Annotated in this window: 19 protein-coding genes and 1 riboswitch; of the genes, 14 read left to right on the top strand and 5 right to left on the bottom strand. The window is 68.6% G+C overall.

The genetic code is table 11. From position 1 onward, the window contains the following. Positions 1 to 36 precede the first annotated feature (36 nt). Both K7W03_RS01655 and cobA read left to right on the top strand, forming a co-directional pair. Entirely contained in the window at positions 37 to 2,655 is a 2,619-nt protein-coding gene (locus K7W03_RS01655) for a nitrate reductase (RefSeq protein ID WP_222885383.1), read from the top strand. Then, positions 2,642 to 3,424 (top strand): uroporphyrinogen-III C-methyltransferase, encoded by a 783-nt coding sequence (cobA, locus tag K7W03_RS01660; RefSeq protein WP_099186131.1) that lies wholly within the window; start codon positions 2,642 to 2,644, stop codon positions 3,422 to 3,424. The genes K7W03_RS01655 and cobA overlap by 14 nt, the downstream gene beginning before the upstream one ends. Here the strand turns inward: cobA and K7W03_RS01665 are convergent. Continuing rightward, positions 3,415 to 3,966, bottom strand: a complete 552-nt coding sequence (locus tag K7W03_RS01665) for a molybdenum cofactor guanylyltransferase (RefSeq protein WP_082718793.1) — start codon at positions 3,964 to 3,966, stop codon at positions 3,415 to 3,417. The two genes, cobA and K7W03_RS01665, sit on opposite strands and share 10 nt — an antisense overlap. Then, the gene (locus tag K7W03_RS01670) at positions 3,966 to 4,949 is read right to left on the bottom strand and encodes a threonine/serine dehydratase (RefSeq protein WP_222885384.1); all 984 of its coding nucleotides are present in this window, start codon (positions 4,947 to 4,949) and stop codon (positions 3,966 to 3,968) included. The genes K7W03_RS01665 and K7W03_RS01670 overlap by 1 nt, the downstream gene beginning before the upstream one ends. A gap of 85 nt (positions 4,950 to 5,034) precedes the next feature. Then, positions 5,035 to 5,250: riboswitch (cobalamin riboswitch) on the top strand. A gap of 169 nt (positions 5,251 to 5,419) precedes the next feature. Between K7W03_RS01670 and K7W03_RS01675 the strand changes: the two genes are divergently transcribed. Then, entirely contained in the window at positions 5,420 to 7,234 is a 1,815-nt protein-coding gene (locus tag K7W03_RS01675) for a TonB-dependent receptor plug domain-containing protein (protein WP_222885385.1), read from the top strand. Positions 7,235 to 7,241: 7 nt separating this feature from the next. Here the strand turns inward: K7W03_RS01675 and K7W03_RS01680 are convergent, their stop codons facing one another. Next, positions 7,242 to 8,156, bottom strand: coding sequence for an ABC transporter substrate-binding protein (locus K7W03_RS01680; protein WP_222885386.1), 915 nt, complete (start codon positions 8,154 to 8,156; stop codon positions 7,242 to 7,244). A 107-nt stretch (positions 8,157 to 8,263) separates the two neighbouring features. Between K7W03_RS01680 and K7W03_RS01685 the strand changes: the two genes are divergently transcribed. Together K7W03_RS01685 and K7W03_RS01690 are read left to right on the top strand one after the other, a co-directional pair. Then, the gene (locus K7W03_RS01685; protein WP_222885387.1) at positions 8,264 to 9,259 is read left to right on the top strand and encodes a FecCD family ABC transporter permease; all 996 of its coding nucleotides are present in this window, start codon (positions 8,264 to 8,266) and stop codon (positions 9,257 to 9,259) included. Beyond that, a complete protein-coding gene (locus tag K7W03_RS01690; protein ID WP_025547022.1) occupies positions 9,253 to 10,032 on the top strand; it encodes an ABC transporter ATP-binding protein in 780 nt (259 codons plus the stop codon). Before K7W03_RS01685 ends, K7W03_RS01690 begins: the two co-directional genes overlap by 7 nt. A 46-nt stretch (positions 10,033 to 10,078) precedes the next feature. Here the strand turns inward: K7W03_RS01690 and K7W03_RS01695 are convergent, their stop codons facing one another. Next, complete coding sequence (locus K7W03_RS01695) at positions 10,079 to 11,281, bottom strand: penicillin-binding protein activator (protein ID WP_025547021.1); 1,203 nt, start codon at positions 11,279 to 11,281, stop codon at positions 10,079 to 10,081. A gap of 11 nt (positions 11,282 to 11,292) precedes the next feature. On the opposite strand from K7W03_RS01695, the gene rsmI reads away from it, so the two are divergent. The 4 genes from rsmI (at position 11,293) to K7W03_RS01715 (ending at position 14,292) form a co-directional block, all read left to right on the top strand. Next, positions 11,293 to 12,135: a 16S rRNA (cytidine(1402)-2'-O)-methyltransferase gene (gene rsmI, locus K7W03_RS01700; protein ID WP_222885388.1), complete on the top strand. Its 843-nt coding sequence runs from the start codon at positions 11,293 to 11,295 to the stop codon at positions 12,133 to 12,135. Beyond that, positions 12,132 to 12,503: a YraN family protein gene (locus K7W03_RS01705; RefSeq protein ID WP_319024281.1), complete on the top strand. Its 372-nt coding sequence runs from the start codon at positions 12,132 to 12,134 to the stop codon at positions 12,501 to 12,503. Before rsmI ends, K7W03_RS01705 begins: the two co-directional genes overlap by 4 nt. Before the next feature lie 135 nt (positions 12,504 to 12,638). Continuing rightward, the gene (gene gshB / locus K7W03_RS01710; protein ID WP_025547014.1) at positions 12,639 to 13,616 is read left to right on the top strand and encodes a glutathione synthase; all 978 of its coding nucleotides are present in this window, start codon (positions 12,639 to 12,641) and stop codon (positions 13,614 to 13,616) included. A 76-nt stretch (positions 13,617 to 13,692) separates the two neighbouring features. After that, positions 13,693 to 14,292, top strand: coding sequence for a DedA family protein (locus tag K7W03_RS01715; protein ID WP_025547012.1), 600 nt, complete (start codon positions 13,693 to 13,695; stop codon positions 14,290 to 14,292). Positions 14,293 to 14,349: 57 nt separating this feature from the next. Here K7W03_RS01715 and K7W03_RS01720 read toward each other — a convergent pair whose 3' ends face one another. Next, positions 14,350 to 15,246 carry a tyrosine recombinase XerC gene (locus K7W03_RS01720; RefSeq protein WP_222885442.1) on the bottom strand — a complete coding sequence of 299 codons (897 nt, stop codon included), beginning with the start codon at positions 15,244 to 15,246 and terminating at the stop codon, positions 14,350 to 14,352. Positions 15,247 to 15,311: 65 nt separating this feature from the next. Here K7W03_RS01720 and K7W03_RS01725 point away from each other — a divergent pair, with 65 nt between their 5' ends. Genes K7W03_RS01725 through nadC form a run of 5 tightly spaced genes read left to right on the top strand, consistent with a single transcriptional unit; the run spans position 15,312 to position 18,952 of the window. Further along, positions 15,312 to 16,190, top strand: coding sequence for an MBL fold metallo-hydrolase (locus tag K7W03_RS01725; protein WP_226869624.1), 879 nt, complete (start codon positions 15,312 to 15,314; stop codon positions 16,188 to 16,190). Then, complete coding sequence (locus tag K7W03_RS01730) at positions 16,175 to 16,894, top strand: DUF4230 domain-containing protein (RefSeq protein WP_222885390.1); 720 nt, start codon at positions 16,175 to 16,177, stop codon at positions 16,892 to 16,894. The genes K7W03_RS01725 and K7W03_RS01730 overlap by 16 nt, the downstream gene beginning before the upstream one ends. Before the next feature lie 41 nt (positions 16,895 to 16,935). Next, positions 16,936 to 17,922 carry a quinolinate synthase NadA gene (nadA, locus tag K7W03_RS01735; RefSeq protein ID WP_044660157.1) on the top strand — a complete coding sequence of 329 codons (987 nt, stop codon included), beginning with the start codon at positions 16,936 to 16,938 and terminating at the stop codon, positions 17,920 to 17,922. Beyond that, positions 17,922 to 18,107, top strand: coding sequence for a hypothetical protein (locus tag K7W03_RS01740; RefSeq protein WP_025547004.1), 186 nt, complete (start codon positions 17,922 to 17,924; stop codon positions 18,105 to 18,107). Before nadA ends, K7W03_RS01740 begins: the two co-directional genes overlap by 1 nt. Then, positions 18,104 to 18,952, top strand: a complete 849-nt coding sequence (nadC, locus tag K7W03_RS01745; RefSeq protein WP_222885391.1) for a carboxylating nicotinate-nucleotide diphosphorylase — start codon at positions 18,104 to 18,106, stop codon at positions 18,950 to 18,952. Before K7W03_RS01740 ends, nadC begins: the two co-directional genes overlap by 4 nt. Positions 18,953 to 18,983: the final 31 nt, after the last annotated feature.

Genomic DNA, 18,983 nt, shown 5'->3' on the forward strand with positions numbered 1-18,983 from the left:
AATCTCCTTTCTCCCCTCCCTTTCAAGGGAGGGGCTATGACAAATGTCCGCACCACCTGCGCCTATTGCGGCGTCGGCTGCGGCATTTCGGCCACGCCGACCGGGCCTCGCTCGGCCGAAATCAAGGGCGATGAGGCGCATCCCGCCAATGCCGGCCGCCTCTGTTCCAAGGGCACGCATCTGGGCGAGACGGTGGGCCTGACCGGCCGCCTGCTGCACCCGATGATCGGCAACAGGCGCGCAAGCTGGGACAAGGCGCTGGACCTGGTAGCGCGGAAATTCCGCGAAACCATCGACCGCCACGGTCCCGACAGCGTGGCCTTCTACGTCTCCGGCCAGCTCATGACCGAGGATTATTATGTCGCCAACAAGCTGATGAAGGGCTTTATCGGTTCGGCGAACATCGACACCAACAGCCGCCTCTGCATGTCCAGCGCCGTCGCCGGACACAACCGGGCCTTCGGCGAGGATGTCGTGCCCGCCAGCTATGACGATCTGGAGCAGGCGGATCTGATCGTGCTGGTGGGTTCCAACACCGCCTGGTGCCACCCCATCGTCTATCAGCGCATACAGGCGGCCCGCGCCGCGCGCGGCACGAAACTGGTCGTCATCGACCCGCGCCGCACCGAAACCTGCGAAGGGGCCGATCTGCATCTGCCGGTGAAGCCCGGCACCGACGTTGCTCTGATGAACGGCCTGCTGGCCTGGATAGCGCAGCAGGGGCTCACCGATCCGGCCTTCCTCGCCGATCATGTCAGCGCGCCCGAGGGTTTCTGGGAACATGTCCGCACCGGGCACGATCTCTGGACGACCGCGAAGACCTGCGACGTCGCGCCCGCGCTGCTGGAGCAGTTCTACACGCTGTTCGCCGCCACGCCGCGCGCGGTGACGCTGTTCAGCCAGGGCATCAACCAGTCGATCCGCGGCACCGATCAGGTGAACGCGATCATCAACGTCCACCTCGCCACCGGCCGCATCGGCAAGCCGGGCGCGGCGCCCTTCTCGATCACCGGCCAGCCCAACGCCATGGGCGGGCGGGAAGTCGGCGGCCTCGCCTCGACGCTCGCCGCGCATATGGACTTCGCGCCGGACAATGTGGCGCGGGTGGGCCGCTTCTGGGCCGCGCCGAAAATGGCGACCAAAGCGGGCCTGAAGGCCGTCGACCTGTTCCGCGCCGTGGATGAGGGCCGGATCAAGGCGCTCTGGGTCATGGCGACCAACCCGGCCGTCTCCATGCCCGACGCGAACCGGGTCAGGGACGCGCTGGCCGCCTGTCCCTTCGTCGTCATGTCGGACATCATGGCCGACACCGATACGGGCGCGCATGCCCATGTCCGCCTGCCCGCCGCCGGCTGGGGGGAAAAGGACGGCACCGTCACCAATTCGGACCGCACGATCAGCCGCCAGCGCCCCTTCCTGCCGCTGCCCGGAGAGGCGAAGCCGGACTGGTGGATCGTCAAGGAGGTCGCCCGCCGCATGGGGTGGCGCAATGCCTTCGCCTATGATCGGCCCGCCGACATCTGGCGCGAACATGCGCGGCTCACCGCTTATGGCAATGATGGGCAGCGGGTGCTGAACCTGCGCGCCTGGGCCGCCATCGGCAATGATGCCTATGACGCCATGGAGCCTTTCCGCTGGGGCGGCACGCCCTTTGCCGACGGCCGCTTCCCGACGCCGGACGGCCGGGCGCGGCTGGTCCTGACGAAGCAGATGGACATGCAGGAGCCGCTGAAACAGTGGCCGATGACGCTCAACACCGGCCGTTATCGCGACCAGTGGCACACGATGAGCCGCACCGGCCTGTCCCCGAAACTCGCCCGCCATCGCGAAGAGCCGCTGGTGGAAATCCACCCGCGGGACGCGGCGGCGCTGGGGATTGCCGACCGCGACCTTGCCCGCGTCGAGACGGCGCAGGGCAACAGCATCTTCCGCGTCAGCCTGAACGAAGGCCAGCGGCGCGGCGAAATCTTCACCCCGATCCACTGGACGGACCAGACGTCCAGCGGCGGGCGCACCGGCCTGCTCCCGCGTCCGCTGGTCGATCCCCATTCGGGCCAGCCGGGCTTCAAATCCACCCCGGCCAGCATCGGGAAGGTCGCGACCGGGTGGAGCGGTTTCCTCATCCTGCGCGATCGGGAAGGGATCGGGCAGCCGGTGAAGCTGCCCTGCCTCTGGTCCACCCGCATCGCCGTGCCGGGCGGCGCGCTCTACGAAATCGCCGGCAATGGCGACCCCGCCCGCCTCGACGCCTTTCTTCCGAAGGGCGACCGCGTCGAGGCGATGGACGCATCGCGCGGCACGCGCCGCATCGCGACCATCGGCGAAGGCAGGCTGAACGGCGTGCTGTTCGTGACGCGCAGCGGCCTGCTGCCCTCGCGCGACTGGCTGATCGGCCAGTTGCAGGCAGAGGGGGTGGGCGGCTCCGTCCTCGCGGCGCGGGGACCGGGCGCCGCTGGAGACAAGGGCGCGACCGTCTGCGTCTGCTTCGACATCGGCCTCAACCAGATCGTCGCCGCGATCCGCGAACGGCAACTGGTCGATGTGCCCGCCATCGGCAGGGCGCTGGGCGCGGGCACCAATTGCGGATCGTGCCGGCCCGCGCTCGCCAATATCCTTGCCCAAAACATGCAGGAGACGCTTCATGCAGCCGAATGATCTTATCGCCCCCGGACAGGTCTGGCTGGTCGGCGCGGGGCCGGGCGATCCGGACCTGCTCACCCGCAAGGCCGAAAGGCTGATCGCGGCGGCGGATGTCGTCTTCCACGACGCGCTGGTCGGGCCGGGCGTGATCGACCTCATCCCCCCAGGCGTCGAGCGGGTCAGCGTCGGCAAGCGTTCGGGCCGCCATTCGAAGGCGCAGGGCAGCATCAACGACCTGCTGCTCGCGGCCGCCAGGGCGGGCCGCCGCGTCGTCCGCCTCAAGGGCGGCGACCCCTCGGTCTTCGGCCGCTCGGCGGAGGAGATCGCCCATCTGGCGGAGGCGGGCGTTGCCGTGCGCATCTGCCCCGGCGTCACCACGGCCAGCGCGGCGGCGGCGAGCGGCCATGCCTCGCTCACCCTGCGCGGCGTGGCGCGGGGGCTGACGCTGGTGACGGCGCATCTCAAGGCGGGCGAGCCGCTGCGGCTCGACTGGGAAGCGCTGGCCCGTCCGGGCGGCACGCTCGGCATCTATATGGGCCGCGCGGCGGCGGGCGAGATCGGCCGCTGCCTGATCGCCGCCGGACGCGATCCCGAAACGCCGGTGATGGTGGCGGTCAACGTCTCCCTGCCCAATGAACGCCTGATCCGCGGCAAGCTGTCGGCGCTCGCCTTTCTGGTGCGGACGATCAGCGACGACGACCCGACCCTGCTGCTGATCGGGGAGGCGGTGGCCGGGACGCATGCGCCTGCCGACCTCGCCGCGCATGTTGGCCTTCACGCCTGACGACCGTCTCGACCCGGCCGGGTGAGTCTCTCCAGATCCTCCGGCCGGTTGATGTTGGGCAGCACGAACTCCGGCCGCTCCACGATCCGCGCGCCCACCCGCTCCAGCCAGCCACGGATCGACCGGTTATTCTCCTCCGCCAGATGCGCGTCCAGCTCGCCAGCCAGCGAAGCAGGCCAGAAGCCGATCAGCTGCTGCCCCTTGAGGATGGCGGCTCCCTGTCCGATCAACGCCTCCGCCAGCCCGTCCGGATAGGCGGGCACGTCGCATCCGGTCGTCAGCACCGCGTCATAACCCTGCGCCCGCGCATGATGCAGCGCCGCGTTCAGGCCCCCAAGCGGCCCCATGTCCGCAGCCGGCCGATCCGCCAGCCCGATCATCCCCTCCACCTGCCGGCCGCAGACCGCCACGGTTTCGACCTGCCGCCCCAGCGCCGCCACCGCATGCTCCAGCAGGCTGCGCCCATCCAGCATCGCCCGCGCCTTGTCGCTGCCGAACCGGCTGGACCGCCCGCCGGCCAGAACCGCCCCCATCAGCCGCATCATGCGCCGCCCGCGATGATCCGGGCATAGCTGTCGGGATCGACATTGCTGCCGGAGATCACCACGACGCTCGCCCCCTCGGCATCCGGAGCCAGCCCGGCCAGCATCGCCGCCAGCGACGCGGCCCCGCCCGGCTCCACCACCAGCTTGAGCGCCGAAAAGGCAAAGCGCATCGCGTCGCGCACCTGATCGTCGCTCACCGCAAGGCCGCCCGACAGATAGGCCCGGTTGATGGGAAAGGTCAGCGCCCCCGGCGCGGGAGACAGCAGGGCGTCGCAGATCGACCGCGCATCGGGCGATACGCTTTCCCGCACGCCGCTCGCCAGCGAGCGCGCCGTATCGTCGAACGCTTCCGGCTCCACCGCCAGGATCGCCACGCCGGGCTGGCGCGCCTTCACGGCGGTCGCGATTCCCGACACCATGCCGCCGCCGCCGCAATTGACGAGGATCTGGCCGATCTCCGCCCCTGCTTCGGCGGCCTGTTCCATGATCTCCAGCCCGATCGTCCCCTGGCCGGCCATGATGAAGGGATCGTCGAAGGACGGCACCAGCACCGCGCCCCGTTCGTTCGCCAGCCTCGTGGCGATTTCCTCCCGGCTTTGGGTGAAGCGGTCATAGGGCACGACATCGGCGCCCAGCGCCCGCGTATTCGCCGTCTTGATCGCGGGCGCGTCGGCCGGCATCACGATCGTCGCCGCCATGCCCAGCAACCGCGCCGCAAGGGCCACGCCCTGCGCATGATTGCCCGAAGACCAGGCGACGACCCCCGCCTTTCGCTCCGCCGCGCCCAGGCGGGCCAGCCGGTTGTAGGCGCCGCGGAACTTGAACGATCCGCTGTGCTGCGCGCCTTCGAACTTCACCAGCACGCGCCGGCCGCAGCGGGCGTTGAGCGCCGCATTTTCCAGCAGCGGCGTGCGGATGGCGGCAGGGGCGATGACCCGCGCCGCATCCTCGACATCGGCGGGGCTGATGGCGAACGGCATGCAATCTCCTTCCATGGCTGCCTCTTGGCATGGCCGCCGCTTTCCCTTATGGCGCGGGACGCGGGCGGGGCAATGCCTTCGCGCGCAAAAAGAAGATCGCGCCGGTGCCCCGAAGGGGGCTGAAAACGGGAATGCGGTGCGGACGGGAAACCGTCCTATTCCGCGGCTGTCCCTGCAACTGTAAGCGGTGAGCGCGATGCACTTCGGCCCAGGGGCCGGCCACTGGACGCAAGTCCGGGAAGGCGTGCATCGCCGCATTGACCCGCGAGCCAGGAGACCTGCCGGCGCATGGTCGCTCTTGCCTTGGTCCAGGGTATGGCCATGGCACGGTGTTCTCCGTCTGAGCGACGAAGCGGCGCAGGGCCGCATCGGTGCGGGGGGAGGGCGCGAGCGCCGGCCATTTCCCCCGTCCGGCCGCGCGAGCGGACGCCCTGAGCCATGTTGCACCGGCGCTCTGGGGGAATATAGACATGTTGAGGATTTCCATTTCCATCGCCGCCTTGCTCGCGGCCGCTCCCGCCCTGGCGGAGGATGAGATCATCGTCACCGCGCTGGGCATCGAACAGCCGCGCGACGAGGTCGGCCAGGCGGTCACGGTCATCGACGCCGACACCATCCGCACCCGCCAGAGCGTCAGCGTCGTCGACCTGCTGGCCACCACGCCGGGGGTGCGCTTCAACCGCAGCGGCAGCCTTGGCGGCGTGACCGGGGTTTCGTTGCGCGGGGCGGAAACGACGCAGACGCTGGTGCTGATCGACGGGGTCAAGGTCAACGACACCAGCGGCATCGGCGACATGTACGACTTCGGCAATCTGCTGACCGGCAATATCCGGCGAATCGAAATTTTGAGGGGGTCCAACTCCATCGCCTATGGCAGCCAGGCCATAGGCGGCGTCGTCAACATCATGACCGGCACGCCTGCCGCCGGTTTCGCGGGCAATGCCTCGGTCGATTACGGTTACAGCAATACGCTGAACGCCAAGGCGGATGTTTCGGGCGGCAGCGGCATCGCTTCGGGCGGCGTCGGCATCGCCTATTTCAACACCGACGGCATTTCCTCCGCCGCCAGCGGCACGGAAAAGGACGGGTATGAGAATATCGCCGCCAATGCCAAGCTCAAGCTGGCCTTTACCGATACGCTCAGCCTCGACCTGCGCGGCTATTATATCCATGCCGATCTGGATACCGACAACGGCGTGGTGGACAGCACCGCCGACAGCTCGAAATCCGATCAATATGTCGGCTATGCCGGTCTGAACCTGTCGCTGTTCGACGGCAGGCTCACCAGCCGGGCGGCCGTGACCTGGTTCCGCATGGACCGCGACTATACATCCGCATTCGGCCCTTATGGCTATTCGGGCACCAATCTGCGCTTCGAATATGAGGGCGTCTATCAGCCGGTCGATCAGGCGAAGATGGTCTTCGGCTATGAACATGAACGGCCCGACTATGACTTCTCCGGCTTCGGCTCGACCGAAAGCCACCGGGCCGATATGGACAGCGTCTATGCGCTGGCCATCGTGAAGCCGGTCGCCGGCCTGTCGCTGACCGCCGGCGCGCGGCATGACGATCACAGCCAGTTCGGCGGCGCGACCACCTTCGGCGCCAATGCGAACTACACGCCCAACGCCGGCGCGACCAACATCCGCATGAGCTATGGGGAGGGGTTCAAGGCCCCCTCGCTCTACCAGCTTTACGGCGCCGACGTCGGCAATGCGGGCCTGCGCCCGGAGCGGTCGAAAAGCTACGACATCGGCTTCGACCAAAGGCTGGACGGCGACCGGGCGATCCTCTCCGTCACGGCTTTCCGCCGCGACACCAAAGACCAGATCAACTATGATTATTCGATCGGTCTTTACGGCGGTTACAATAATCTCGACCGCACCCGCGCCAAGGGGGTGGAGGCGATGCTGGCCCTGAAGCCCGTCGATGCGCTGACCGTCACCGCCGCCTACAGCTATGTCGATGCGCGCGACCGCAATACCGACGCCCGGCTGCCGCGCCGCGCCGCCGATGCGGTCAGCGTTTCGGCGGACTATGTCTGGCCCTTCGGCCTGTCGACCGGCGCGACCGTGACGATGGTGGGCGACAGCTTCAACGATGCGACCAACGCGATCCGGCTGGACGGCTATGCCGTGACGGACGTGCGGGCATCCTTCCCGATCCGGGAAAATCTGGAGATCTACGGCCGCATCGACAATCTGACCGATGAGAAATATGCCACGGTCCATGGCTATGGCACCTACGGCCGGTCGGCCTTCGGCGGCGTGCGTGCGCGCTTCTGAAAATAGCCTAGTGGCGCGGCGCGGCGTTCACCCGCGCCGCGCCCTTGCGCTGCGCCGTGCCCTTGCGCGCAGCGCCGTCAAGCTGCGCCGTGCCTTGGTGCACAGCGCCGTCAAGCTGCGCTGTGCCCTTGTGCGCAGCGCCGTCAAGCTGCGCTGCGATGCCCCGCGCCGCCTCGACATAGGCGGGGCCGCCGCACACCGTCCACGCCTGCGGCACGCGGATGCGCGGGATGGCGCGCAGGATGGGGTGGTGCAGCATTTCCGTCCCCTGATCGACCACCTTCTCGCTGCCGGTCTCCACGATCAGCCAGTCCGGACGGGCGGCGATCATCTCCTCCAGCGACAGTTGCGACAGCGCCGGCTTGCCCAGCCTGCGGGCCAGATTGATCAGGCCCACCCGCTGCATCAGGTCGTCGACCAGCGTGCCGGTGCCGGTCATATAGCCGCGCCGCTGATAATAGGCGGCAACCCCGCGACGCTTCGGGCGGGGCAGGGCGGCAAGGTCGCTGTTCATCCGGGCGATCATCGCTTCGCCCCGTTCGGGATGGCCGACCGCCGCCGCCACCTGCCGGATCTGCGTCAGGATCATGGCATAGCTGTCCGCGCTCGCCAGCCCCAGGGTCCGCCACTGGCCCGGCGGCGCGCCGACGACGCTGCCGCCGGAAGGAAAGCCGATCAGCAGGTCGGGGCGGATCGCCAGCACTTCCTCCGCCGGGCGCTTGAGGGTGCGGAAGGCGCGGGCCCTGCCGACCGCCGCCGACAGTTCCGGGTCGTGCCCATAGGGGCTGAGCGCGGCGATCTGCGCCGGGTCCGCCAGAGCGAGCACATATTGGTCGGCGCAGGTGTTGAGCGACACGATGCGCCGGGGTTGGGCGGGCGCCGCGCCGGTCAGGGCCAGGGCGCAGAACGTTGTAAAGATCATTCTGCACCGCACGCTGCTGCTCCCGGATCGTGCCTCAACAAACCAACGTGCTCCCGCCTTCGCAGGAGCACGGCACGCTGTAGCAAGCAGGGAAGGACGCGCAAGCCATGAGCGCCCGCCGTCACCCGCTGCTGATCCCCACGCTGACGGCGATGGCGCTGCTGGCCGCCCTTGCTTCCCTCACTCTGGGCGCGGTTCCGCTCTCCCCGGCGCGCATCTTCGCCGTCCTCGGCGGCGGCGGCGATGACGTCGCCCGCGCCATCCTTCTCGACCTGCGCCTGCCCCGCATGCTGCTTGGCCTGATCGTCGGCGCGATGCTCGGGCTGGCGGGCGCGGCGCTTCAGGGCTATCTGCGCAACCCGCTGGCCGAACCTTCGGTCCTGGGGGCATCCAACTGCGCCGCGCTGGGCGCGGTCGGCGCGCTCTATTTCGGGCTGGCGCAGGCGCATCCGCTGGCGCTTCCCGCGCTGGCCATCATGACCGGCCTGATCGGCATCGCCGCGCTGTTCCTGCTCGCGGGCCCCGCGGAAAGCCCGCTCACGCTGATCCTCGCCGGCATCGCCATCGCGACGCTGGCGGGGGCGGGGATCAGCCTGTCGCTGAACCTGTCGCCCAATCCCTTCGCCGCCATGGAGATCATGAGCTGGCTGATGGGCAGCCTGGAAAACCGCGCCTACGGCCATGTCTGGATCGCGCTGCCCTGCGTCGTGGTGGGGGCGGCGCTGCTGATCGCGGACGGACGGACGCTGGACGCGCTGACGCTGGGGGAGGATGGGGCGCAGGCGCTCGGCATCGACCTTCGCCGGGCGCGCATCCGCCTGATGCTGGGCGTCGCCATCGGCGTCGGCGGCGCGGTGGCGGTGTCCGGGGCGATCGGCTTCGTCGGCCTGATCGTGCCGCATCTGGTGCGGCCGCTGACCGACCGCTCCCCCTCCGCCATATTGCTGCCCTCCATGCTGGGCGGCGCGGCGCTGCTGACGCTGGCGGACATCGGCGTGCGGCTGATACCGACCGGCAGCGAACTCAAGCTGGGGGTGCTGACGGCGCTGCTGGGCGTTCCGGTGTTCCTGATGCATCTGATGCGGGAGAGGCGGCTATGGTGACGATCCGCGCACAGGGGCTTTCCGTCAGGCTGGGCCGCCATCCGGCGGTAAGCGGCGTCGATCTTGCGCTCGGGCCGGGCGAGCTGGTCGGCATCATCGGTCCCAATGGCGCAGGGAAGTCGACGCTGATCCGCGCCATGCTGGGCCTTGTGAAACGGGAAAACGGCTCCGTCCTGATCGACGGCGCCGATAGCGCGCGGCTCAGCCGGCAGCAGATCGCCCGGCGCATCGCCTATCTGCCGCAGGGACAGACGCTGCACTGGCCGCTGGCGGTGGAGCGGCTGGTGGCGCTGGGCCGCCTGCCGCATCTGGGGCCGCTGTCCCGCCTTTCCGTGGAGGATGAGGCGCTGATCGACGCCGCCCTGATGCGCGCCGACGCACTGCATCTGAAGGGCAGGGTGGCGACCGAATTGTCGGGTGGCGAGCGCGCCCGCGTGCTGCTGGCCCGGGCGCTGGCGGTCGGCGCGCCCGCGCTGATCGCGGACGAGCCCTTGGCCGCGCTCGATCCGGGGCATCAGATCGACGTCATGGACCTGCTCAGGGCAGAGGCGCGGGCGGGATCGCTGGTCGTCACCGTGCTGCACGACCTGGGCATGGCGGCGCGCTATTGCGACCGGCTGGTCCTGATGGATCGCGGCTCGCCGGTGGCCGACGGCGCGCCGCTGGACGTGCTGACGGCGGGGAATCTCGCCAAAGTGTACGGCATTTCGGCGCGCATAGAAACGGACGGCGACTGGCCATTGATCCTGCCGACCGGGCGAACCGCGTCCTGACCGTCATCTGCGGCGTGCTCCCGCCGTTGCAGGAGCACGCGGCACGCTATTCGGCAAAGGCGCGTGGCGCGGGCGCGACGACCGTGAAGGTGCCCGCGCCGATCTCCGATACTTCCAGCGCCCGTTCCGCAATGCCGTCCCGGCCGAAGCGGAACGCGCCGTCGATCCCGGCAAAGCCCCCCGCATCGCGCAGCCGCGCCGCCGGGAAGGTCGTCCCCGGCTTCCAGTCGCGCGCGATCCGCACGGTCAGCAGCACCGCGTCATAGCCGAGCGCCGACAATCGGAACGGCGCATTGCCGTAGCGCGCCCGATATTTGGTCGCGAGCTGGCGGTAGAGGCCATCCGACACGCTGGCGAACCAGGCGCCGCGCAGCACCGGGCTGGACGCCAGGCCGCTGTCCGTATTCCACAATTCGGTGCCCAGCAGCCGCGCCGTCGCGCCGCCATTCTTCCGCACGATCGGCGCGACCTGCACCGCCACCCGGCCGCTGTCCGCGATCAGCAGCGCGTCATAGCTGGAGGACGCCTGCAATTTCCTGACCGCCGCCGTGATGGAGGCGGGGCTGCGGTCGAAGGTCTGCATCGACACCACGGTTCCGCCCGCACCCTCGACCGCGCGCAACAGGGCGGTGCCCGACCGCTCGCCATAGGTTCCCTTGGGCACCAGCGCGGCGAATTTGGACAGGCCCTTGCCCCTGGCGAATTCCACCACCCGTTCGATCGACTGGTTGGGGTTGTAGCCCATGATGTAGACGCCGTTCCCGGCCACGCTGGTGTCGTTGGAGAAGCTGATCACCGGCACATTGGCCCGCGCCGCGATGGGGCCGACGATCCGCGCATCCTCCGCCAGCAACGGCCCCAGGATCAGCTTGTTGCCGTCCGCCAGCGCCTTGTTCGCCGCCGCCGCCGCGCCGACCCCGGTGTCGTAGGTGGTGATGCGCACCTTGTCGGCCTTGGTGTCCAGCAGCGCCAGGGTGGTCGCATTGGCGATCGACTGGCCGACCCCGGCATTGGGACCGCTCATCGGCACCAGCAGCGCGACGCGATGGCGCAGCGTGTCGGTGGGCAGGCCTTCGGTGACGTCGGGGCCCGTCTGCACCGGCCCGCTGGGCTGCGCCGGACCGGGGCCCTTGGGCACGATCGACTGACAGGCGGCGACCAGCAAAGCCGTCGCGGCGAACAAAATCCGCCCGGCGCGTCGCATCGAAGCGAACAAGTCCGCTTGCCGGGGGGCATCCGTCTCTGTCATCTGGCATCCTTATGGAAACTGAACCGTCTAGGCTTGAACCGGGCCTTTACATCGTTGCGGGGCCGATCGGCAACCTTGCAGACCTAACCCCCCGCGCGGCCGAAGTCCTGCGTCTGGCCGATGTGATCGCCGTGGAAGATACACGGGTCAGCGCACGGCTGCTGCGCCATGCCGGGTCCGACCGGCCGATGGTCCCCTATCACGACCACAGTGCGGAGGGGGTGCGGACCCGCCTGATCGAGCGGATGGCGCGCGAATCGGTGGCGCTTCTCTCGGACGCGGGAACCCCGCTGATCTCCGATCCGGGCTACAAGCTGGTGCGCGACGCCCGCGCCGCCGGACGCAGGATCACGACGCTGCCCGGCCCCAGCGCCGCCATCGCCGCGCTCACCCTGTCGGGCCTGCCCACCGACCGCTTCCTCTTCATGGGCTTCCTGCCGTCGAAGCAGAAGGCGCGGGGCGACGTCCTCGCCGAAGTCGCTGCCCTGCGCGCCACGCTCGTCTTCTACGAAAGCGGCCCGCGCCTGTCGGAAAGCCTTGCCGCCATGGCGGAGCATCTGGGCGACCGCGAAGCCGCCGTCTCGCGGGAGATCAGCAAGGCCTTCGAGGAAACCGCCACGGGCACGCTGAGCGAACTCTCCGCCCGCTATGCCGACGCCCCGCCCAGGGGGGAGATCGTCGTCACCGTCGGCCCCCCCGGCGAGGCGCCGCCCGCCAGCGCCGAGGATGCCGACGCGGCGCTGCTGGAGGCGATGGAACGCCTCCCCCTGTCCAAGGCGGCTGGGGAGGTCGCGAAGAAGCTCGGTCTCGATCGCCGCGCCCTCTATGATCGCGCGCTGGAACTCAGGGGGTGACGGGAATTCGGGGGGTAAAGCGCTGGGCAGCCGAAAAGCGCGGAAAACAGGCGGAGCGCATCGCCGGCTGGTGGCTGCGGCTCAAGGGCTGGCAGATCGTCGGCCGCCGCCTGCGCACGCCCGCGGGGGAGGTCGACCTCGTCGCCCGGCGCGGCAGGATGCTGGCCTTCGTCGAGGTCAAGGCAAGGGCGACGGATGCCGATCTTCACCTCGCCATAGACGAACGCCGCCTCTCCCGCGTCGCGGCGGCGGCGGAAATCCTGTTCCACGACCTTGCAAAACCGGGCGACGACATGCGAATCGACGTGATGCTCCTTGCGCCGGGCCGCCCGCCGCGCCATCTGGCCAATGTCTGGCACGGGGGGTAGGTTGAACCGATCCTCCCGTTCCGTTCGCCCTGAGCCTGTCGACCCGAAGGCCGAGCTTGCTCAACGGCGAAACTTCTCTTCAGGAAAGGGATGGGCTTCGACAGGCCCAACCCGAACGGTAGGAAAAGCAAGTCGATGACGACCGAACTCAACCCGCTCACCGTCGCCGTGCAGATGGACCCGATGGAGGGCATCAGGATCGGCGGCGATTCGACCTTCCACATCATGCTGGCGGCGCAGGCGCGGGGACACCGGCTCTATCATTATCTCGCCCCGGACCTCACCTATCGCGACGGCCGCGTACTGGCGCGGGCGCGCCCGGTTCGGGTGCAGAAGGTGGAGGGCGATCATTTCGCCTTCGGGGAGGCGGAGGTGCTGGACCTTGGCCGGGACGTCGACGTGGTCCTGATGCGGCAGGACCCGCCCTTCGACCTCAGCTACATCACCGCCACGCACCTGCTGGAGCGCGTGCAGGAAGAAACGCTGGTGGTGAACGATCCCGCCTCCGTCCGCAATGCGCCGGAAAAGCTGTTCGTGCTCGACTATGCGCGCTTCATGCCGCCGACGATGATCACCCGCGACCTGGAGGAGGTGAAGTCCTTCCTCGCCCAGCATGGCGAAGTCGTGGTGAAGCCGCTCTACGGCAATGCGGGCAATGCCGTCTTCCATGTCGGGCGGTCCGGCGCGAATCTCTCCGCGCTGGTGGAACTGTTCAAATCCTCCTGGGTCGAACCCTTCATGGTGCAGGCCTTCATCCCCGGCGTCGCGGAAGGCGACAAGCGGATCGTGCTGGTCGACGGCGAAGTCGCGGGCGCGGTCAACCGCATTCCCGGCGCGGGCGAGATCCGCTCCAACCTCGCCGTGGGCGGTTCGGCCGCGAAGACGGTGCTGACCGAACGCGAACTGGAAATCTGCGAAGCGCTGGGTCCGGAACTCAGGCGGCGCGGCCTGCTGTTCGTCGGCATCGACGTGATCGGCGGCGAATGGCTGACGGAAATCAACGTGACGTCCCCGACCGGCATCGTCTCCATCGACGCCTTCAACGGCACGGACACCGGCGGGATGATCTGGGACGCGATCGACGCCCGGCTGGCGGCGCGGGCAGCCGCTTGAATCGATATGGCGTCATCCCGGCCGGGGCGGGGACGCCATGCGGCAGGGCCGACCGCGCGACGGGATGGGCGATCGGATGACCGACTGGGTTCTCCGCCTGATCGATGCGGGCGGCTATTGGGGCATATTCGTCCTGATGGTGCTGGAAAATGTCTTCCCGCCGATCCCGTCCGAACTCATCATGGGCATTGGCGGCATCCGCGTCGGACAGGGCCGGATGGAGATGGGATGGCTGCTGTTCGCGGGCACCGTCGGGACCACCATCGGCAATTATTTCTGGTATATGATCGGCCACCGGCTGGGCTTCGGCCGGTTGAAGCCGATCGTCGACCGCTATGGCCGCTGGGCGACGCTGGAGTGGAAGGATGTCGAGGCGCTCGACCATATCTTCGGCAAATATGGGCAGATCGTGGTGTTCGTCTTCCGCTTCATGCCCGCCTTCCGCACGATGATCTCGCTGCCCGCCGGCCTGTTCCGCATGGGGCATGTCCGCTTCCTGCTCTGGACCAGCGGCGGGGCGCTGGTGTGGAACATCGTCCTTGCCTATGCAGGCTATATATTGGGCCAGAATTTCCGCGACATCGACAAATATGTCGGACCCGTGGCGACCGCCTGCGTGGTAGGGGCGGTCCTCTTCTATCTCTGGCGGCTGGCCACCTGGAAGCCGAGGGGGTGATCCCGGATCGTCATGCCCCCGCGCAGGCAGGAACCCGGTCCGGACGAGGAAACGGCTTCACGCCCGGGGATGGGCATTGCGATAAATATCCAGCAGATGCGCCGCGTCGACCTGCGTATAGATCTGCGTCGAGGACAGGCTGGCATGGCCCAGCAATTCCTGCAACGACCGCAGGTCCGCCCCGCGCCCCAGCAGATGCGTCGCGAAACTGTGGCGCAGCGCATGGGGCGTCGTCCGGTCCGACAGGCCCAGCCGTCCCCTCGCGCCCTGCACGGCGCGGCGGATGAGCGCCGGCGAAAGCGGCCCGCCCCGCGCGCCCCGGAACAGCGGCCCGTCCTTCTCCTGCCCAAAGGGACAGAGCGACATATAGGCTTCCATCGCCTCCCGCACCTGCGGCAGTAACGGCACGATCCGGGTCTTGCCCCGCTTGCCCGTGACGCGCAGGGTTTTCCCCAGGGGCAGCACCGCGCCGGTCAATCCCATCGCCTCCCCGATGCGCAGTCCCGCCCCGTAAAGCAGCAGCAGCACCGCCCAGTCCCGCGCGCCGATCCACGGCTCCCGCGCGGTTTCGGCTATGTCCCCGGCCAGCGCCACGGCCTCGTCGGGCGACACGGGGCGGGGCAGGCCGCGCTTCACCCGCGGCCCCTTCAGCATCGGGACGCGGGCATCCTCGCCGCCCACGAACCGCAGGAAACCGCGCACCGCCGACAATTCCCGCGCCGCCGAGACGTTGCCGATGCCGTCCATCCGCCGCACCGTCAGGAAAGCGCGCAGATCGGCCTGTTCGATGCCCGCCAGCATGGCCGCCGTCACCGCTTCGCCGCGATGCTCCTCCAGGAAGGCCAGCAACCGTTCGGCGGTCGCCACATAGGCGCGCACCGTATGCACCGACCGCCGCCGGTCCAGCGCCAGATGCCGCCGCCACTGTTCGCAAAGATCGTCCGAAGCCGCCATGGCGCCATGATAGGGCAGGGGATCGCCCTTGAAAACCGCCCGGAAATGGGCACATGGGATCGGACATGGCAACACCCTTCGATCCGGCCGACCTGCCCACCGGCGCGCTGATGCGGCTTTCTCCGCTGGTGGGTCGCGTGCTCGCGCCCAATCCCTCGCCCTTCACCTATACGGGCACGCAGACCTATCTGGTGGGCGCGCAGGATGTGGCGGTCATCGATCCCGGCCCCGACGACGCGGCGCATCTGGCCGCGCTGCTCGACGCGATCGGCGGGCGTCCGGTCAGCGCGATCCTCTGCACCCACACCCATCGCGACCACAGCCCGGCCGCCGCGCCGCTCAGCGCCCGGACCGGCGCTCCGGTCGTCGGCTGCGCGCCGCTGACGCTGGACGACGACGGACCCCGCGCCGATGCCGCCTTCGACGCCGCCTATCGTCCGGACCGGGTGCTGGCGGATGGCGAACAGCTTGGCGGCCGGGGCTGGACGCTGACGGCCGTCGCGACGCCGGGCCACACCTCCAACCATCTCTGCTTCGCGCTGGCGGAGGAAAATGCCCTGTTCACCGGCGATCATGTGATGGGCTGGTCCACCAGCGTGGTTTCCCCGCCGGACGGAGACATGACCGCCTATATGGCCTCGATGCAGCGGCTGCTCGACCGGACCGACGCGGTCTATTATCCGGCCCATGGCGACGCGGTCGACAATCCGCAGCGGCTGGTGCGCGGCATGATGGGCCACCGAAAGCAGCGCGAAGGCCAGATATTGCGCTTTCTGGAACGCAACGGCGCATCGGAAATCCCCGCCATGGTCACGGAAATGTACAGGGGCGTCGATCCCCGGCTGCACAGCGCCGCGGGGCGTTCGGTGCTGGCGCATCTCATCGACCTCGACGGGCGCGGCATCGCCGCCGCGACGGGGGACGGACGATGGCAGTTGCGCTGAAGCGCTTCGCCGGCCCCGTCCTGGCCGTCCTGGCCCTGCTCGCCGCAGGGGCGGCCATGCTGGTCGGCTGGCACCGCTATGAACGCGACTATGCGGTGACGGTGGAGGAGGACGGCTCGGCCGTCACCAGGGTCATCGCGGAACGTTTCGCGGGCGCTTCCAGCCTCAAGGTGTCGGAACTGTCCGGCACGATACAGAGCACGGCGCAGGATGTGCGCGGCTTCGGGCTGCTGAAGTCGGACCAGCTGGTGAAGATGCCCTTTTCGGTCGCCTATTTCATCGACGTCGGCGGCATCGGCGCCGGCGATCTGGAATGGAATGAAAAGAACCGGACGCTCATCGTCAACGCGCCGGACGTGAAGCCGGGGCGGCCCAATATCGACGAAAGCCGCCGGACGCTGGTGCAGACCAACGGCCTGTTCGTGACCCGGCAGGCGGGGGAGGAACTCAGCCGCCGCACCTCGCTCCACGCGCAGGGACGCGCGGACAGGGAAGCGCGCTCGCCCGAACGCATGGCGCAGGCGCGCGATTATGGCCGCGCCGCGCTCGGCAGGCTGCTCGGCGCGCCGCTGGGGGCGCTGGGCTATGGCGACGCGCGGGTGATCGTCACCTTCCCGCCGGAACGCGCCGACCGCAACCGGGATCGATGGGATGTGACGACGCCCATCAACGATGTACTGGCCAACAGCCGCAACGCCCGTTAGGGGGCGCTGGATGAAGGCCCTTCAAGGAGCAGGGTAGGGACATGAACGCCATCACCGGAATCCCGCAGGGGATCGACCTGCGCGCGGAGATCGACCGGCTGCGCAAGGAACGCAACGCCGTCATCCTCGGCCATTATTACCAGAAGCCGGAGATCCAGGACCTGTCCGATTTCGTGGGCGATTCGCTGGAACTCTCGCGCAAGGCGGCGGAGACGGACGCCGATGTCATCGCCTTCTGCGGCGTGCGCTTCATGGCGGAAACGGCGAAGATCCTCTCGCCGGAAAAGATCGTGGTGCTGCCGGACATGGATGCGGGATGCAGTCTGGAGGACAGTTGCCCGCCCGCCCAGTTCAAGGCCTTTCGGGAGGCGCATCCCGACCATATCGCGCTCAGCTACATCAACTGCTCGGCGGAGGTGAAGGCGCTTTCCGACATCATCGTCACCTCCTCCTCGGCGGAAAAGATCCTGGCGCAGATTCCGAAGGATCAGAAGATCATCTTCGGCCCCGACAAGCATCTGGGCGGCTATCTGAAGCGCAAGCTGGGCCGCGACATGCTGCTCTGGCCGGGCGTCTGCATCGTGCATGAGGCGTTCAGCGAGACGGAACTGCTGAAGCTCAAGGCCCAGCATCCCGGCGCTCCTGTCGCCGCGCACCCGGAATGCCCGCCCCATATCGTCGACCATGCCGATTATATCGGCTCGACCAGCGGCATATTGGAATTTTCCAAGACCATGCCCGGCGACACGCTGATCGTCGCCACCGAACCGCATATCATCCACCAGATGCAGAAGGCGGTGCCGGAAAAGAATTTCATCGGCGCGCCCGGCGCGGACGGCAACTGCAACTGCAACATCTGCCCCTATATGGCGCTCAACACGATGGAGAAGCTCTATCTGGCGCTGCGCGACCTCCAGCCGCGCATCGAGATGGAGGAGGGGCTGCGCCTCGCCGCCAAGAAGAGCCTCGACCGCATGCTCGAAATGGCGAGCGGCACGGTCGGGCAGGGCGATTTGGGCACGCGCTGATGGAACGGATGGTCACGGCCGTGGAAGTCGCGCGCCGCCACCATATATCGGACAAGCGGTTGCGCGGCATTCTGCGCCGCGACTGGCCATGGCCGCGGCGCAAGCATGACTTCTGGACGTTCCCGGCCGGCAGCGAGCAGGCAGCCATGATGGAAATGATCGCAAAAAGGCTGGCGGCAGCATGACCTTCGCTCTCCCCGGCTTCGATCTTGACGCCTTCATCGCCTCCACCCTGGCGGAAGACCTTGGCCCCGATGGCCGCGACGTCACCAGCGAGGCGGTGATCCCCGCCGACGCGATCTTCGACGGGGTGATGGACAGCCGCGACGCCGTGACGCTGGCGGGCCTGCCGATCGCCGCCGCCTTCTTCCGCGCGCTCGATCCGGCTGTGGAGATCGAACTGCTGAAGGAGGACGGCGATCGCGTGGCGGCCGGCACCGACATCATGCGCATTCGCGGCAAGGCCCGCGCCATGCTGACGGCCGAGCGGTCCGCCCTCAACACCGTCCAGCACCTGACCGGCATCGCGACCATGACCCGCGCCTATGTCGACGCGATCCTCGGCACCGGCGCGACGCTGCTCGACACGCGCAAGACCATTCCGGGCCTTCGCGTGCTGGAGAAATATGCAACGCGCATGGGCGGCGCGACCAATCACCGCATGGGCCTGTGGGACGCGGCGATGATCAAGGACAATCACGTCGCCGTCGCCGGATCGGTGGAGGAGGCCGTCCGCCGCGCCGCCGCCGCCGGAATCGCCAGCATCATCGTGGAGGTGGACCGCGTCGACCAGATCGAACCCGCGCTCGCCGCCGGGGCCACGCACCTCCTGCTCGACAATATGGACGCGCCCACCCTGCGCGGGGCGGTCACGCTGGTCGGCGGCCGCGTCCCCACCGAAGCATCGGGCGGCGTCACGCTCGACACCATCCGCGCCAGGGCGGAAACCGGCGTCACCTATATCAGCGTCGGCCGCCTCACCCAGTCGGCCCCCGCCGCCGACATCGGCCTCGATTTTGCCTTTGCCTGAAGTCGCGCATGCGCCCCGGCGCTTGCCCGCC

This window comes from Sphingobium sp. PNB (assembly GCF_019873065.1).
GTDB classification, from domain to species: Bacteria; Pseudomonadota; Alphaproteobacteria; order Sphingomonadales; family Sphingomonadaceae; genus Sphingobium; species Sphingobium fuliginis.

Excerpts from the sequence above, each read along its gene's own strand:
- K7W03_RS01670 (WP_222885384.1), bottom strand. The coding sequence starts at position 4,949 with ATGCCGTTCGCCATCAGCCCCGCCGATGTCGAGGATGCGGCGCGGGTC.
- K7W03_RS01715 (WP_025547012.1), top strand. The coding sequence starts at position 13,693 with ATGACCGACTGGGTTCTCCGCCTGATCGATGCGGGCGGCTATTGGGGC.
- K7W03_RS01725 (WP_226869624.1), top strand. The coding sequence starts at position 15,312 with ATGGCAACACCCTTCGATCCGGCCGACCTGCCCACCGGCGCGCTGATG.
- K7W03_RS01655 (WP_222885383.1), top strand. The coding sequence starts at position 37 with ATGACAAATGTCCGCACCACCTGCGCCTATTGCGGCGTCGGCTGCGGC.
- K7W03_RS01680 (WP_222885386.1), bottom strand. The coding sequence starts at position 8,156 with ATGATCTTTACAACGTTCTGCGCCCTGGCCCTGACCGGCGCGGCGCCC.
- K7W03_RS01695 (WP_025547021.1), bottom strand. The coding sequence starts at position 11,281 with ATGACAGAGACGGATGCCCCCCGGCAAGCGGACTTGTTCGCTTCGATG.
- K7W03_RS01740 (WP_025547004.1), top strand. The coding sequence starts at position 17,922 with ATGGAACGGATGGTCACGGCCGTGGAAGTCGCGCGCCGCCACCATATA.
- K7W03_RS01685 (WP_222885387.1), top strand. The coding sequence starts at position 8,264 with ATGAGCGCCCGCCGTCACCCGCTGCTGATCCCCACGCTGACGGCGATG.
- rsmI (WP_222885388.1), top strand. The coding sequence starts at position 11,293 with ATGGAAACTGAACCGTCTAGGCTTGAACCGGGCCTTTACATCGTTGCG.
- K7W03_RS01720 (WP_222885442.1), bottom strand. The coding sequence starts at position 15,246 with ATGGCGGCTTCGGACGATCTTTGCGAACAGTGGCGGCGGCATCTGGCG.
- nadC (WP_222885391.1), top strand. The coding sequence starts at position 18,104 with ATGACCTTCGCTCTCCCCGGCTTCGATCTTGACGCCTTCATCGCCTCC.
- K7W03_RS01690 (WP_025547022.1), top strand. The coding sequence starts at position 9,253 with ATGGTGACGATCCGCGCACAGGGGCTTTCCGTCAGGCTGGGCCGCCAT.
- nadA (WP_044660157.1), top strand. The coding sequence starts at position 16,936 with ATGAACGCCATCACCGGAATCCCGCAGGGGATCGACCTGCGCGCGGAG.
- K7W03_RS01730 (WP_222885390.1), top strand. The coding sequence starts at position 16,175 with ATGGCAGTTGCGCTGAAGCGCTTCGCCGGCCCCGTCCTGGCCGTCCTG.
- K7W03_RS01675 (WP_222885385.1), top strand. The coding sequence starts at position 5,420 with ATGTTGAGGATTTCCATTTCCATCGCCGCCTTGCTCGCGGCCGCTCCC.
- cobA (WP_099186131.1), top strand. The coding sequence starts at position 2,642 with ATGCAGCCGAATGATCTTATCGCCCCCGGACAGGTCTGGCTGGTCGGC.
- K7W03_RS01665 (WP_082718793.1), bottom strand. The coding sequence starts at position 3,966 with ATGCGGCTGATGGGGGCGGTTCTGGCCGGCGGGCGGTCCAGCCGGTTC.
- gshB (WP_025547014.1), top strand. The coding sequence starts at position 12,639 with ATGACGACCGAACTCAACCCGCTCACCGTCGCCGTGCAGATGGACCCG.